This is a genomic window from Hymenobacter seoulensis (assembly GCF_054780535.1).
The window spans coordinates 1,048,969-1,062,830 of sequence record NZ_BAAGWD010000002.1 but is presented as its reverse complement, the minus strand read 5'-3'; the positions used below and the strand labels follow the sequence as shown (position 1 = coordinate 1,062,830).

The 13,862-nt window shown below is 58.5% G+C and carries 15 protein-coding genes; 11 read left to right on the top strand and 4 right to left on the bottom strand.

Going from position 1 to position 13,862, the window contains the following annotated elements:
* Window positions 1–89: 89 nt before the first annotated feature.
* The 9 genes from paaB to ACYVHC_RS12365 all read left to right on the top strand — a co-directional run bounded on the left by paaB (window position 90) and on the right by ACYVHC_RS12365 (window position 8,688).
* Entirely contained in the window at window positions 90–377 is a 288-nt protein-coding gene (gene paaB, locus ACYVHC_RS12405) for a 1,2-phenylacetyl-CoA epoxidase subunit PaaB (RefSeq protein ID WP_460614027.1), read from the top strand.
* Window positions 377–1,186: a 1,2-phenylacetyl-CoA epoxidase subunit PaaC gene (gene paaC / locus ACYVHC_RS12400; RefSeq protein WP_460614026.1), complete on the top strand. Its 810-nt coding sequence runs from the start codon at window positions 377–379 to the stop codon at window positions 1,184–1,186. The genes paaB and paaC overlap by 1 nt, the downstream gene beginning before the upstream one ends.
* Complete coding sequence (gene paaD, locus ACYVHC_RS12395; RefSeq protein WP_460614025.1) at window positions 1,180–1,692, top strand: PaaD family protein; 513 nt, start codon at window positions 1,180–1,182, stop codon at window positions 1,690–1,692. The genes paaC and paaD overlap by 7 nt, the downstream gene beginning before the upstream one ends.
* A 147-nt stretch (window positions 1,693–1,839) precedes the next feature.
* The gene (locus ACYVHC_RS12390; protein ID WP_460614024.1) at window positions 1,840–2,625 is read left to right on the top strand and encodes an enoyl-CoA hydratase-related protein; all 786 of its coding nucleotides are present in this window, start codon (window positions 1,840–1,842) and stop codon (window positions 2,623–2,625) included.
* Window positions 2,622–3,800, top strand: coding sequence for a 3-hydroxyacyl-CoA dehydrogenase NAD-binding domain-containing protein (locus tag ACYVHC_RS12385; RefSeq protein ID WP_460614023.1), 1,179 nt, complete (start codon window positions 2,622–2,624; stop codon window positions 3,798–3,800). Before ACYVHC_RS12390 ends, ACYVHC_RS12385 begins: the two co-directional genes overlap by 4 nt.
* Complete coding sequence (gene paaI, locus ACYVHC_RS12380) at window positions 3,778–4,209, top strand: hotdog family protein (RefSeq protein WP_460614022.1); 432 nt, start codon at window positions 3,778–3,780, stop codon at window positions 4,207–4,209. Before ACYVHC_RS12385 ends, paaI begins: the two co-directional genes overlap by 23 nt.
* Window positions 4,210–4,339: 130 nt before the next feature.
* Window positions 4,340–5,545, top strand: a complete 1,206-nt coding sequence (pcaF, locus tag ACYVHC_RS12375; protein ID WP_460614021.1) for a thiolase family protein — start codon at window positions 4,340–4,342, stop codon at window positions 5,543–5,545.
* A gap of 105 nt (window positions 5,546–5,650) precedes the next feature.
* Window positions 5,651–7,702: a phenylacetic acid degradation bifunctional protein PaaZ gene (gene paaZ / locus ACYVHC_RS12370; protein ID WP_460614020.1), complete on the top strand. Its 2,052-nt coding sequence runs from the start codon at window positions 5,651–5,653 to the stop codon at window positions 7,700–7,702.
* 209 nt (window positions 7,703–7,911) lie between these two features.
* Window positions 7,912–8,688, top strand: coding sequence for an enoyl-CoA hydratase/isomerase family protein (locus ACYVHC_RS12365; RefSeq protein ID WP_460614019.1), 777 nt, complete (start codon window positions 7,912–7,914; stop codon window positions 8,686–8,688).
* 86 nt (window positions 8,689–8,774) lie between these two features.
* Here the strand turns inward: ACYVHC_RS12365 and ACYVHC_RS12360 are convergent, their stop codons facing one another.
* The 4 genes from ACYVHC_RS12360 to ACYVHC_RS12345 form a co-directional block, all read right to left on the bottom strand.
* The gene (locus ACYVHC_RS12360) at window positions 8,775–9,041 is read right to left on the bottom strand and encodes a UBP-type zinc finger domain-containing protein (RefSeq protein ID WP_460614018.1); all 267 of its coding nucleotides are present in this window, start codon (window positions 9,039–9,041) and stop codon (window positions 8,775–8,777) included.
* A 31-nt stretch (window positions 9,042–9,072) separates the two neighbouring features.
* Entirely contained in the window at window positions 9,073–9,531 is a 459-nt protein-coding gene (locus ACYVHC_RS12355; RefSeq protein ID WP_460614017.1) for an OsmC family protein, read from the bottom strand.
* Window positions 9,532–9,652: 121 nt separating this feature from the next.
* Complete coding sequence (locus tag ACYVHC_RS12350) at window positions 9,653–10,717, bottom strand: glycosyltransferase family 9 protein (RefSeq protein ID WP_460614016.1); 1,065 nt, start codon at window positions 10,715–10,717, stop codon at window positions 9,653–9,655.
* 92 nt (window positions 10,718–10,809) lie between these two features.
* Complete coding sequence (locus ACYVHC_RS12345) at window positions 10,810–12,564, bottom strand: helix-hairpin-helix domain-containing protein (RefSeq protein WP_460614015.1); 1,755 nt, start codon at window positions 12,562–12,564, stop codon at window positions 10,810–10,812.
* Between the two features lie 198 nt (window positions 12,565–12,762).
* Here ACYVHC_RS12345 and ACYVHC_RS12340 point away from each other — a divergent pair, with 198 nt between their 5' ends.
* The gene (locus ACYVHC_RS12340) at window positions 12,763–13,158 is read left to right on the top strand and encodes a hypothetical protein (protein WP_460614014.1); all 396 of its coding nucleotides are present in this window, start codon (window positions 12,763–12,765) and stop codon (window positions 13,156–13,158) included.
* Window positions 13,159–13,353: 195 nt separating this feature from the next.
* A complete protein-coding gene (locus tag ACYVHC_RS12335; RefSeq protein WP_460614013.1) occupies window positions 13,354–13,761 on the top strand; it encodes an EVE domain-containing protein in 408 nt (135 codons plus the stop codon).
* Window positions 13,762–13,862 lie beyond the last annotated feature (101 nt).

The following is a 13,862-nucleotide window of genomic DNA, read 5'->3' as shown; positions in this document are numbered from 1 at the left end:
CGCGAAATGCTCGGATAAGCCCAGCAGAACGGCCCATTTTACTAGGTGCCTGAACTCCTGGAACCTCAAGCTCCCAATACTCCCGAGAAATGACGCAAAAAGAATGGCCGCTGTGGGAAGTTTTCATCCGCAGCAAGCAAGGCCTCGACCATAAGCACGTGGGCAGCCTCCATGCCGCCGACGCTGAAATGGCCATCCAGAACGCCCGCGACGTGTACACGCGCCGCCTTGAGGGCGTCAGTATCTGGGTAGTGGAGTCGACGCACGTGCACGCCTCTAACCCCGATGACGCGGCTGCATTCTACGAGCCAGCCAACGACAAAATCTACCGCCATCCGACCTTTTACCAGGTGCCGGATTCCATCAAGCACATGTAATGATGACGGACTCCACGATGCCCGCGCAAGTCGCCGACGCTACTGCTACCCCCGAAATGCAGGCGAACCTGTTTTCCTTTGTGCTGCAGCTAGCCGATACCAGCCTGATTTTGGCGCACCGCCTCTCGGAGTGGTGCGGCCACGGCCCTATTCTGGAGCAGGACTTGGCCATGGCCAACATTGCCCTGGATTTGCTGGGAGAAGCTCGTAGCTACTATCAGTACGCGGCAGAGCTGGAAGGCAAAGGGCGCACCGAAGACGATCTGGCCTACCTGCGCAGCGCCGTGGAATACCGCAACCCATTGCTGGTAGAACAGCCTAATGGCGACTTTGCTAGTACCATCGTGCGGCAGTTCATCTACGACTGCTTCCACTACAATTTGCTGCTTCAGCTGAAGTCGGGCCCAGATGCGCACCTAGCGGCTATTGCCGAGAAATCGGTGAAGGAAGCGGCGTATCACATCAAGTGGAGCTCTGAGTGGATCATCCGCCTAGGTGACGGAACCGAGGAAAGCCGCCGCCGCGTAGAAAAAGCCATTGACAATTTGTGGCGCTACTCGGGCGAGCTTACTACCCCTTCGGCCACCGAGAAGGCCCTGCAGGCAGCCGGTTTCGTGCCTGACTACGCGGCGCTTCAGCAACAGATTGATGCCCACGTAGCCCGCGTGTTTGACGAAGCCACCTTGCCAGTGCCCCAAGGCGTGTTTATGCAGAAAGGCGGCAAAGAGGGTCGCCACTCTGAGCATTTGGGCTACTTGCTGGCAGAGCTGCAATACCTCCAGCGTACGTATCCCGGTTTGCAATGGTAGAGCACCTAGCGGCACCGACTGAGGAGCACATCTGGCAGCTGCTGGAAGAGGTTTCCGACCCGGAAGTGCCCGTGCTCAGCATCCTGGACCTGGGCATTGTGCGCGCAGTGCGGGTAGAAGGCGAGGAAGTGCATGTAACCATCACGCCCACCTACTCTGGCTGCCCAGCCATGAACGTAATTGCCACCGAAATTCGGCTGCGCCTGCTCTCGGGAGGCATTACTAAGGTGCACATCCACAACCAACTCAGCCCCGCCTGGACTACGGACTGGATGAGCCAAGCCGGCCGCGAGAAGCTCGAAGCCTATGGTATTGCGCCACCCGTTGATGGCACCGCCACGGGCCACATGCTCAACCTGTTCGGCAAAGACACGGCCGTACGTTGCCCGCTCTGCAAGTCCGAGAACACGCACCTTGTTAGCCAATTTGGCTCTACCGCCTGCAAAGCTCACTACCAGTGTGACGACTGCCTTGAGCCCTTCGATTACTTCAAATGCCATGCGTAATTTGAGTCGATACGCATGAACGTCATGCTGAGCTGGTCGAAGCATCTCGCGCGCTGCTGGTGCTAGGCCAGTTGGTTAGTCAGAGGTAGAGATGCTTCGACCAGCTCAGCATGACGGACGATTTTGTTCTCTCCCACCCTACTACTCATGTCCGATACTCCTTCCCTACTTTTCTCGATTGATGGTGGCGTAGCTACCATCTGCTTCAACCGGCCCCAAGTTTTCAATAGCGTAAACAAAGAGGTAGCCTTGGCGCTGCAACAGCATCTGCGCGAGTGCCAACAAAACCCAGAGGTTCGCGCCGTGCTGCTTACTGGCACTGGCAAAGCCTTTTGTGCTGGCCAGGACCTAGCGGAAATCACCGGCCCCGATAGCCCAGAAGTAGCCGAGATTGTAGAGAAGCTGTACAACCCCATTGTGGAGCTGATTCGGGCGCTGGAAAAACCCGTAGTGGCGGCCGTGAATGGCGTGGCGGCCGGTGCTGGTGCCAACCTGGCCCTGGCCTGCGACATTGTGGTTGCCAAGGAATCGGCTTCATTTATTCAGGCATTCAGCAAGATTGGGTTGATTCCGGACAGCGCGGGCACGTATTTCCTACCGCGCCTGATTGGGATGCAGCGTGCTTCGGCCCTGATGATGACCGGCGATAAGGTTTCGGCCACGGAAGCCGTGCAGATGGGCATGATCTACAAGACCTTCCCCGACGACTCATTCGAGCAAGAGGCTCAGGCCCTGGTGAAGAAGCTAGCCGCCATGCCAACGAAGGGCTTGGCGTATACCAAGCAGCTGCTGAACGTCTCGTTCAGCAACGACCTGACCCAGCAGCTACGCTACGAGGCCGACTTCCAGCTCCGCGCTGGCAGCACCTCTGACTACAAAGAAGGGGTTTCGGCCTTTATCGAGAAACGTCAACCTAGCTTCACGGGCCAATGATTATCGGCATTATCGGGAGCGGAGCCATGGGAGCTGGCATCGCGCAGGTGGTAGCCACCGCAGGCCACACCGTCCGTTTGCTCGACCAGAATACGCAAGCATTACAACGCGCCGGCAAGTTTATCCAAACCGGCCTGGATAAGCTGGCGGAAAAAGGCAAACTCACGGTTGAAATGGCGGCGGCCATCTTCACTCGCCTGCACCTGACGGAAGATATCGGCACCTTCCAAGATTGTGAGCTGGTGTTGGAAGCTATTGTAGAGGATTTGAGCGTGAAGCAGCAGCTGTTCCGGGAAGTGGAAATGCTGGTGTCAGATGCTTGCATCTTAGCCAGCAATACGTCTTCGCTGTCTATTGCTTCTATTGCCGCGGCCTGCCAGAAGCCGGAGCGGTTTATCGGCATTCACTTCTTCAACCCAGCGCCCATCATGCAGTTGGTGGAGGTGATTCCGGCGGTACAGACCCGGGCTGGGCTGGCCGAACAGGTGCGCGACCTAGTACACAGCTGGGGTAAGCTGCCGGTACTCACCAAGGATACACCGGGCTTCATCGTGAACCGGGTGGCGCGGCCGTTTTACGGCGAGGCGATTCGGGTGCTGGAAGAAGGCATTGCCGATATGGCGACCATAGACTGGGCCATGACCGAGCTGGGCGGTTTCCGCATGGGGCCGTTTGCCTTGATGGACTTTATTGGGCACGATGTCAACTACCGCGTTACGGAGTCTGTTTTCACGTCGTTCTTTTTTGATCCGCGCTACAAGCCGTCCTTTACCCAGAAACGGTTGTTTGAGGCCGGCTACTACGGCCGTAAGTCGGGCCGCGGCTTCTATAGCTACGCCGCTGATGCCGTGCAGACCGCGCCAACCCGCGACGAGACCCTAGGTCGCGTGGTGCTAAACCGTATCCTAGCCATGCTCATCAACGAAGCTGTGGATGCCCTGGCCCTGAACGTCGCCTCGAAAGAAGACCTGGAACTAGCCATGACCAAGGGGGTAAATTACCCCAAAGGCCTGCTCGCGTGGGCCGATGAGCTAGGACCCGAAACCGTACTTCGGACCCTCGACGACCTCTATGAGGAATATCACGAGGACCGCTACCGCGCCAGCCCGCTCCTCCGCCGCATGGTGAAGGCCGGCCAGACTTTCTTTCAGCATGAGCCAGCTGTCAGCCGCTAACAGCCAAGCCGAGGCCGTAAAGGACCGCATGCTGCAGCACGATGCCTTCAGCAAACTGCTAGGCCTGGAAGTAGATGAAACCGGCCCGGGCTACTGCCGCCTCCACTTTACCGTGCGCCCCGACATGCTTAATGGCTTTGCGGCGTTGCACGGCGGCGTTACGTTTTCCGCCGCCGACTCGGCGTTTGCCTTTGCCTGCAACAGCCACGGCCGCCAAAGCGTGGGCCTCACCGTCACGATTGACTACCTAGAAGCCGGTAAGCTCGGCGACGTCATTACCGTGGAGGCCCGCGAAGAAAGCCTCAAGCACAAAGTAGGCGTGTATCAGATCCGGGCCACCAACCAACACGGCGTGGTACTAGCCCTCTTCAAAGGCACAGCCTACCGCACGAGCCAGGAAATATTATAAAGATGAAAGAACGTCATGCGGAGCTGGTCGAAGCATCTCTATCTCCGGCTAGCTTCATAAAGCCTGCAACGAAGCGGTAGAGATGCTTCGACCAGCTCAGCAGGACGTTCTAAAATTGAGAAAACACCTCATGAACCAAGCGTATATAATTGACGGCATCCGGACTCCCATTGGCAACTTCGGTGGTACGTTGTCGGCTGTTCGCCCCGATGACATGGCGGCCCTTGTACTCCAGGAACTGCTGAAGCGCAACGCCTCCGTTGATCCGGCTGCCATTGCTGACGTGATTCTGGGCTGCGCCAACCAAGCTGGCGAGGACAACCGCAACGTGGCCCGCATGGCCCTGCTGCTGGCGGGCCTGCCGACCTCCGTGCCCGGCGAAACCGTGAACCGCTTGTGTGCCTCCGGACTTTCGGCTAGCATTGCTGCCGCCCGTGGCATTCAGAGCGGCGACGGAGACCTGTTTATCTCGGGCGGGGTAGAGAGCATGACCCGCGCGCCCTACGTCATGTCGAAGCCTACCAAAGCATTTGGCACTGATTCTAAAATGTACGATTCCAGCTTCGGCTGGCGCTTCGTCAATCAGCGCATGGAAGAGCTGTACGGCATCGATGCCATGGGCGAAACGGCCGAAAACCTCGTGGACCAATACCATATCAGCCGCGAAGACCAGGACCAGTTTGCCTACGACTCGCACCAGCGCGCCGGCCGCGCCCGCGACTCCGGCCGCTTTGCTGAGGAAATTGTGCCCGTTGCTATTCCTCAGCGGAAGGGCGAGCCGCTGCTGTTTTCGGAGGATGAGTTTATCAAGTCAAACACTACCCTCGATGGGCTGGCCAAGCTCCGCCCTGCGTTCCGCAAGAACGGCTCCGTAACGGCCGGCAACTCCTCGGGCCTGAATGATGGCGCGGCGGCCTTGCTGCTGGCTTCGGAAGCAGGTATCAAGCAACACAACCTTACCCCACGGGCCCGCATCGTAAGCATGGGGGTAGCAGGCGTAGAGCCGTGTACCATGGGCATCGGGCCGGTGCCAGCCTCGCAACTGGCCCTGAAAAAGGCGGGCTTAATACTCGACCAAATCGACCTAATAGAATTCAACGAGGCCTTTGCCGCCCAAACACTAGCCTGCATCCGCGGCCTGGGCTTGGAAGGTAACGACCCACGCATCAACCCCAACGGGGGTGCTATTGCCCTAGGCCACCCCCTAGGCATGAGCGGCGCCCGAATCCTAAACACGGCCGCGCTGGAGCTGCACAAGCAAAACAAACGCTACGCTCTCATCACCATGTGCGTGGGCGTGGGCCAGGGCTATGCGGCTATCATCGAAAAGGTGTAATGCAGAACTTTGGGTAGCTGAGCACCCACTAAACGCTGGTTACGGCGGCGCTTGCGTTCCTACCCTCCTCTCCTCTTCAAACCTCCTAATTCCCTCCCGACCGATATGACTCCCACCCTCGAAAACTACGCTCTGGGCCGCTGGATGGCTGGCTCGGGCGAGCAGCAAGAGCTGTACGATGCCTCTACCGGCGAGGTCGTTGCCATTGCCAATGGCGAAGGTCTCGACTACGCGGCCATGTTCGATTACGCCCGCCGCACCGGCAACCAGGCCCTGCGCAAGATGACTTTCCATGAGCGCGGCCGCATGATTAAAGCGCTTGCCCTGTACCTCGACAGCAAGAAAGAAGACTTCTACACGCTCAGCTACCGCAGCGGTGCCACCCGCGCCGACTCCTGGATTGACATTGAGGGGGGCATCGGTAACCTGTTTGCCAACGCCTCCCTGCGCCGCAAATTCCCCGATAAGCCATTCTACGTGGAGTCGGACCCGATTGCGCTGTCGAAGGCGGGCAATTTCATGGGCCACCACATACTGGTGCCGAAGGAAGGCGTGGCCGTGCACATCAATGCCTACAACTTCCCCATTTGGGGCATGCTGGAGAAGATTGCCGTGAACCTACTAGCCGGCATGCCGGCCATCGTGAAGCCGGCTGTTCCCACAGCATACTTAACTGAGGCCGTTGTACGCGAAATCATTGCCTCCAAAATTCTGCCGGAAGGCGCGTTGCAGCTAGTATGCGGCACCGGCCAGGGCATCTTGGACCACGTGACGTATCAGGACGTGGTGACCTTCACGGGCTCGGCGGAAACCGGTCGCAAGCTGAAGGCGCACCCTCGTATTGTGGCCGAAGCCGTGCCGTTTACAATGGAAGCCGACTCGCTGAACGCGGCGGTGCTAGGGCCGGATGCCGTGCCGGGCACCGTAGAGTTCGACTTGTTTATCAAGGAAATCCGGAAGGAAATGACGGCAAAGGCGGGCCAGAAATGCACGGCCATTCGCCGCGCTATTGTGCCTGAAAACCTGCTCGAAGACGTACAGATTGCCCTAGGCAAGGCCCTGGCCCAAACCACCGTTGGCCATCCGCAGGCCGAAGGTGTGCGCATGGGCGCCCTCGTGAACATGACGCAAGCCAACCGCGTGCGCGAGCAAGTGCGGGAGCTAGCCAAAAATACGCCTATCGTGTACGGCGACCTAGACAACGTGCAGGTAATTGGCGGCGACTGCAAAACCGGCGCGTTCATGTCGCCGATTGTGCTGCTGAACTCCGAGCCGTTTAAGTACACTGACTCGCATGAGGTAGAGGCTTTCGGGCCCGTTGCTACCCTTATGCCGTACAAAAACCTCGACGAAGCCATTACGCTCTCCAACATGGGCAAAGGCTCGTTGGTGTGCTCGGTGGCTACCAACGACCCACGCACAGCCCAGGACTTTGTGCTGGGCGCCGCCACGCACCACGGCCGCATCTTGGTTATCAACGGAGAGGTAGCGAAGGAAAGCACCGGCCATGGCTCACCCCTCCCCTTGCTGATTCATGGCGGCCCCGGCCGCGCGGGCGGCGGACAGGAAATGGGCGGCATGCGCGGTGTAGAGCACTTTATGCAGCGCGTGGCTATTCAGGGTTCGCCGAGCATGATTACGGCCATTACGGAAGTATATCAGCCCAAAGCCAAGCAGATTGAGAAGGACAAGCACCCCTTCCAGCACTACTTCGAGGAACTGGAAATTGGGCAGACGTACACCACGCACCGCCACACCGTAACGGAGTCGGACATTACCAATTTTGCACAGGTTTCCGGCGACAATTTCTACGCTCACGTTGATGCTACGTCGTTGGAAGGAACACTCTTCACGGGCCGTGTGGCCCACGGCTATTACATTCTGAGCAAAGCCGCCGGCATGTTCGTGGACCCGCGCAAAGGGCCCGTTCTGCTGAACTATGGCCTCGACGAGTGCCGCTTCACCAAACCCGTGTACCCGGGCATGACCATTGGCGTGAAGCTGACCGTGAAAGAGAAAATAGGGCAGGAAAAGCGTGACGCTGAAGACGTAGCCAAAGGCATTGTGCGCTGGCTGGTAGATGTATCGGATGAAACCGGCGAAACCGTAGCCGTAGCCACCATCCTGACAATGGTCAAGAAAAAGAACCAGGAATAAAGTAAGCCCTAGTTACTAGCTCCCCTCCTCAGATGAGGAGGGGTTGGGGGTGGTTGACAATCGTTGTTTACCCAGCCGGTCATTCCTCAACTCCCCTCGGAATGACGATCAAGTATAGGTTGTTCTAGGCCAAGTCAACCACCCCCAACCCCTCCTCTTCTGAGAAGGGGAGCTAGTTTGTAACTATAGCATCTAAACAACTCACCTCCATGAATACCGATACCCTAGCCGCTGGCCGCGTTGAAACCACTCTCGATGCACAAGGCATTGCCACTATCAGCTTCTTTCATCCCAGCCACAACTCCCTGCCTAGTGCGCTGCTCACGGAGCTTGCCGAAACAATAACGACAGTAGGTCAGAACGCGTCGGCTAAGGTTATTGTGCTGCGCAGCGAAGGCAGCCGCACATTTTGTGCCGGCGCCAGTTTCGATGAGCTGATTGCCATTGAAGATGAAGCGCAAGGGCTGGCGTTCTTCTCGGGCTTCGCGAAGGTGATTAACGCTTGCCGCACCTCGCCTAAAATTATCATTGGCCGGGTGCAGGGCAAGGCGATTGGCGGGGGCGTGGGCATAGCTGCTTCTACGGATTACTGCTTTGCCAGCGCCCAGGCCTCTGTGAAGCTAAGCGAGCTGGTAGTGGGCATTGGTCCGTTTGTGGTAGGGCCGGCCGTGGAGCGCAAAATTGGCGTAGCCGCCTACGCGCAGCTGGCGCTGGATGCTGCCGAGTTCCGCTCAGCGGCTTGGGCCCAAGAGAAAGGCCTGTACGCCGAACTGTTGGATACCGAAGAAGAGTTGGATGCGGCAGTGCAGGCCTTTGCTACTAAGCTGGCGGCCTACAATCCGGAAGCCCTCACAGATTTAAAGCGCGTTATTTGGGCCGGCGCCGAACACTGGGACCAGTTGCTGGTAGAGCGGGCGGCCATCAGTGGCCGGTTGGTGCTGTCGGAGTTCACCCGGAAAGCCATTCAGCACTTCAAGAGCAAGTAGGACCTAGTCTTGCTTACTAGCCCCACAACAACGAGAAAGCCCCGTCACCTGCCAAGAGGTGACGGGGCTTTGTTTTACCACAAGGCCTAGTATTCGGCCAGCTGCTGATCCAGGTAGCACCAGGCCCACTGCTCGCCGGGTTCAGCGGAGGTGACTACCGGGTGCTGGCTGGCCTGAAAATGCCGGGTGGCGTGCTGGTTCGGCGACGAGTCGCAGCAGCCGACGTGCCCGCAGGTTTGGCACACGCGCAGGTGCACCCAGGTAGCTCCTATTGCCACGCATTCGGGACAGACGTGCTCAGCGGGTGCTGACAGCACGGTTTCAACAGCTTGCAAATGAGAACAGAGAGCCATAGCTGGTCAAGGAAATCAGGTGAAAAACTCGTTAGCTTTCTACTATTTCGGTGACAACGCGGAGGGCGCCGCTGGTCAGGGTTTTCTGGACAGGGCACTTTTCGGAAATGGCGTGCAGGCGCTGGCGCTGCTCAGCGGAAAGCGGACCTAGCAGCAGCAGTTCCTTGCGTATTTCTTCCAGCATCTGGCCCGGCTGTTCACACTTGTCGCAATCGAGGCGGTGCACGCGCTGGTGGCTTAGCCGAACTTCAATGCCTTCGAGCGGCCACTTTTTCTGGGTGGCATAGAGGCGCAGGGTTATGGCCGTGCAGGCACCTAGCGCCGAGAGTAGCAAGTCATACGGCGTCGGCCCGCTGTCGTGCCCGCCTACCGCTACTGGCTCATCAACAAAGTAGGTATGCCGGCCGGCCTGAATTTCGGCTATCAGGGCGTCGGCACCTACTTTCACCACGACGGTGGCCGAATTGGGAGTAGCAGCTTCTGGGTTCATGGCGTACAACGGGCTAGCAAAACTTCTACTGTCGGTGGGGCAGCGCACAGCTCAGCTGGCAGCAGTGCCCTATTGCGCTAATAAGCTACGAATCTGCTTCCACACTGGCCCGAGGTGATGCTTAGCGTCCGTCGCGGGATGGGGGCAGGTCGAGGTTGAATTGGATGTCGCGCATGCACCGGAAGTGGCCTTGCGGGCATTTGGCATAGCCAATTTTTGAGCATGGCCGGCACGGCAAATCTTTCACCTCCAGAATGCGAAACTCTGTGCGGTAGGGGTACATGCCAAACTCCGGCACCGTGTTGCCCCATACACTGAATATCTCCTTGCGGAAAGCAGAGGCAATGTGCATCAGGCCGGTGTCGTGGCTGACTACAAACCTAGCCTGCCGCACCAAGGACGCCGACTGGTTGAGGTTGAATTTACCGCAGGCGTTAAAGATGACCGTGCGGGCTTCGGACGCCTCCTTAGGTCCAGGGAAATAATATGGGCTTTCCGGAATGCGGCCCGGCGCGGGCGGAGAGGTTGCTACCTCGTTATCAAAGGCCAGCTCAATGACGTGGCCGGTACTTTCATCCTCGGGGCCACCTAGCAGCACTACGGGCTGGCGCAACAGGCCGCAGAGCTCAATAATCCGCTCAACGGGCAGGCGCTTGGTGGCATGCTGGGCTCCAATAGCGAAGGCCACGTAGCCTTGCTGAAAACTGATGGGCAGGGTTGTGCTCAGGTCTACCTCATCCTTGGCCGGAATAAAGTAGTCTAGCCCTTGTCCGTCGTTCTTTACCCCTAGCGAAGCCGCCGCCGCCAGGTACCGGTCCACGATGTGCACGCGCGGCAGGGTGTTAATCTTCAGATTCACAAGCAGCCACTTGCGCCAGTTCAGCTTATCAAACGACGCCGATTTTACGCCGAGTTGCGCTTTAATAAGTGAGGTGCGCAGGTTGTGGTGCAGATCTACCACGAAGTCAAACTGCTCGGCTTTCAGCTCGGCTACCAGCTCCTGCAACGAGCCCGTGAGGCAGTGTACCTTATCAATGTAAGGGTTGGGCTCCAAGAAGCTGCGGAAGCCGGGCTTGGTTGCAAAATGCACCTGCGCGCCCGGCACCTGCAGTTTCAGGCACCGCACAACGGGCGTCGTCAGAACAATGTCGCCGATGGAAGAAAAGCGCAGAACAAGGATTTTCATACGGGTGAGCTGGTTTCAGATGCCAGGTGCCAGTGGTGAGTTGCCAGACTTCCTACCTGGCAACTCACTGGCAACCGGTAACTGAAAACTAATTATCCAAACAACGAATCCTTGAACTCCAGCGGCGGCTTAATGCCGGCTTTGCGCTTGGCAAAATAGTCGGCGGCCTCAGCGGCCGATTTGGTATTGAACGTCATGGCTTTCGTCAGGCCGCCTTTGCGGCCCATCAGCACGCCGTAGCGCATATCGGCGTAGCCGTTGGTGTGGTGGGCGTCGGGGTTGATGCTGAGCTGCACGCCCTGGTCGAGGGCGTAGCGCACCCAGCGCCAGTCGAGGTCGAGGCGCCAGGGGTTGGCGTTGATTTCGATGATGACGTTGTGCTGGGCGCAGGCGTCAATAATGGTTTTGTGGTCGAGCGGATACCCTTCGCGGCGCAGCAGCAGACGCCCGGTGGGGTGGCCCAGCATGGTGGTATAGGGGTTCTCAACGGCGCGCAGCACGCGGGCAGTGGCTTTGCGCTCATCCATTTTCAGATTGGAGTGCACCGAGGCCACAATGAAATCGAAGGTTTCGAGCACCGTGGGGGGGTAGTCGAGGGAGCCATCGGAGAGGATATCCGACTCAATGCCTTTGAAAATGCGGAATGGCGCCAGCTCCTGGTTGAGCTCCTCAATCTCGCGCTGCTGCTGGCGCACGCGCTCCGGCGAGAGGCCGTTGGCGTAGTGCGCCGCCTGCGAATGGTCGCAGATGCCGAGGTATTCGTAGCCTTGGTCGCGCAGGAAGGTGGCCATATCGCGCAAGGAGTGGCTGCCGTCGGAGTACGTGCTGTGGTTGTGCAGGGAGCCACGCAGGTCGGCATCTTCCAGCAGCTGGGGCAGCTTGTTTTCGCGGGCCAGCTCTAGCTCGCCTAGCCCTTCGCGCAGCTCAGGCTCCACGTACTGCAAGCCCGCCCGTTGGTAGGCTTCCTGCTCGGTAGCAAACCGCTCCCGCTTTAGCAGCTGGCGGAAGCTAGTAGGTTGGCCGGGGCGGGGCTCTTCAGTCAGAGGGCCTACTAAGTGTGCTTCGGCGGCCGAGTGCAGCAGCAGCTGATTGGTGAAGTTTTCGGGCGACACCAGCACTACCTCTACCCTAACTCCCGAAGGAGTAGCTACCCCGCGCCACGCATAGGGGCCGCTGCGTTTGGGGTCGGGTGAAAGGCCATCAAGCGTGTTCAACAGCTCATGCACCCGCGCGGGCTGGGTGGTTGCGGCTACCACGGTTACGGCTTCAATGGTTTCGAGGCGGCGGCGCACCTCGCCGGCTACGGCTGTTTGCGCTACGCCGGCTAGCTCGCCAATACGCCGGGCTAGGTCTTCGGCCAGTTCCTCGGCTTGCGGGTACAGCAGCTTGCCGCGGCTTTGGCTGGTGAATTCCAGGGCCGCCAGAATGGAATCCTGGGTTTTCTTGCCGAATCCTTTGAGTTTGCTTACTTCATCGTTTTCGGCAGCTTCGCGCAGTTGCTCGGGGCTTTCAATGCCTAGCTCTTTCCACAAGCTTCGGATTTTTTTGGGACCAATGCCTTTCACGCTCAGCAGCTCCACTACACCAGGCGGCGTGATGCTGAGCAGACGCGTAAGCTCCTCAAACGAGCCCGTATCGAGCATTTCGGCTACTTTGGCGGCGGCGGTTTTGCTGAGGCCGGTGCGGTCGGGCAGGCCGTGGCGCTCCAGCGTAGCCACGGGCACACTCAGCTGCTCCAGGGCATTCACGGTGCCCTCATAGGCCCGGATTTTAAACGGGTTTTCCTCGTGCAGTTCTAGCAGCTGGGCGGCGAGGCGGAAAGCTCGGATGAGGGCGCGGTTATCCATAGGGGGCAAAGGTAGCGTGTAGGTGGTGCTTTTGGGAGTTCAGGAGGGAATTGCCCCTAGCCCGCAACCATTTTGCTTACATTGGGTGCCATAAGCCGAGTCAGCCTTCCTTGTGCAGGTACGCAAGCCCTTCCCGAATGGCTGCCACCGGCGCGCACTTCTCTACGTACTGCCTTCCATACACAACCTGCCACCACTATGCGTCTGTTTACTTTGCTGTGCTGCCTGAGCGTGCTGCTGCTCGCTGCTACCTGCAACAACGACCCCAAAACCGCCATGCAATTACAACAACTGGAGCGCACCTGGCTCCACGCCCATGAAGAGGACCAGGGCGACATCCGGGTGTACCGCCCCAATACGTATGCTTTCCCGCCCTCGCGCGGCCGCACCGGGTTTGCCTTCGACCACAACGGCCTCTTCACGCAGTATGATATTGCCCCCACCGATGGCATTGAAGGCCGCAAAGGCCGCTGGCAGGCCGAAGGCGACAATACCATCCGCATCATGCTCGACGACAAAAGAGACGCGGACTACAAACTCCAGATTGTATCGTTGGAAAACGACGTGCTGAAAATCCGGCGGCTGGAAAAATAAGCTGCCATTGTGTTCCCATCAAAAGGCTCTACTGGGTAGAGCCTTTTTCTTTGCCCTTACGAGGATGAGAATCAATTACATTCTCTTCCGTGGGTCAGCAAACTGCTAGCCCGGCTTAGGTACTAGCCCCTCACCTTCGTGAAACCTACTTGCGGTGCTACCAAGGCCTAGTGCTTCTTTCGTAGCTTGCACCCCATGAATCATTGGCTGGTAAAATCTGAACCTGCGGCCTATTCCTGGGCCGATTTTAACCGCGACGGCAGCACCGACTGGACGGGGGTGCGCAACTTTCAGGCCCGTAACTTTCTGCAGCAAATGCAGCCCGGCGACCTAGTACTGTACTATCACAGCGTAACCGACAAGCAGGTGGTAGGCGTGGCTACAGTAGCGGCCGCCGCCGCGCCCGATGCCACCGCCGAGGCTGGCAGCGGCTGGGTGGCCGTGCACCTCCAACCACATGAGCCTCTGCCCCGCCCCGTTTCCCTGGCCCAGATTAAGCAAGATGAGCGCCTCACCCAGATTGGGTTGCTGCGCCAGTCGCGCCTCTCGGTTATGCCCCTGAAGCCGGAGGAGTTTGACGTTATACTGGAGCTAGGAAGCTAATCACTCGGCCTTTAAGCATAGTAGGCACTGCCCGCTCCATTTATTTGGGCGGGCAGTGTGCATTTTCAGGCATTACGGCATCATAATCAGGAAGGAGAGGT